Source organism: Streptomyces katrae (assembly GCF_000966975.1).
Classification (GTDB): Bacteria; Actinomycetota; Actinomycetes; order Streptomycetales; family Streptomycetaceae; genus Streptomyces; species Streptomyces katrae.
Genome location: NZ_JZWV01001678.1, coordinates 1 through 991, shown reverse-complemented (window position 1 = coordinate 991; position 991 = coordinate 1). Strand labels below are relative to the sequence as shown.

General features: G+C 74.2%; 1 protein-coding gene. It reads left to right on the top strand.

Going from position 1 to position 991, the window contains the following annotated elements; all coding sequences use genetic code 11:
* Nucleotides 1-991 (top strand): PAS domain-containing protein (locus VR44_RS40030; RefSeq protein ID WP_045952615.1); only part of this gene is annotated, 991 nt, incomplete at both ends.

Genomic DNA, 991 nt, shown 5'->3' with positions numbered 1-991 from the left:
GACGTCCTCGGGGTGGCCGCGGTGGTGCTGGACGCCGAGGGCCGGATCCGGCTGTGGAGCCCGCAGGCCGCCGCCCTGTTCGGCTACCCCGCCGAGGAGGCACTGGGCCGGTACGCGGCGACCCTGCTGGTGGCGGAGGACAACCGTGACGAGGTCCTCGGCCTGTTCGCCCGGGTGATGGCGGGCCAGGGCGCCGGGGCGGGCTCCTTCCCCGTACGCCACCGGGACGGCCACACCGTGCTCGTCGAGTTCCGCAACATGCGGCTCCAGGCCGACCACGGCGGGATGTTCGCGCTCGGGCTGGCCTCGGAGCAGGCCACCCTGCGCCGGGTCGAACGCGACCTGGCCCTCTCCCTCCGGCTGGTCGACCAGTCCCCCATCGGGCTGGCCGTCCTCGACACCGACCTGCGCTACGTCCTGGTCAACCCGGCCCTGGAGCGGATCAACGGGGTCCCGTCCGAACGGCACCTCGGACAGCGGATCGCCGACATCCTGCCCTTCCTGGACGCCTCGGCCGTCGAGGCCCGGATGCGGGAGGTCATGGAGACCGGCGTACCGGTGCTGGACAACTTCACCACCGGCCGGATCTCCGAGGACGCGGAGGAACGCGCCTGGCTGGTGTCCATCTACCGGCTGGAGGACCAGTCCTCCCGGGTGATCGGCGTCGCCGTGTCGGTCGTGGACGTCACCGAACAGCACCGGGTCGCCGTCTCCGCCGCCCACGCCCGGCGCCGGCTGTCCCTGATCGCGGACGCCTCGGTGCGCATCGGGACCACCCTGGACCTGGACATCACCGCCCGGGAGCTGGCCGACGTCGCCGTGCCGGAGATCGCCGACATCGCCGCCGTCGACGTCCTCGACACCGTGCTGCCGGGCGGCCGGCCGGGCGAAGGGCCCGACGAGCGGGCCGTACGGTTCCGGGCGCTGGCGGTGAAGGCCGGCTACCGCACCCCCGCCGAGGAGGCCGCCGACCCTGTGGGGGACGTGGCCC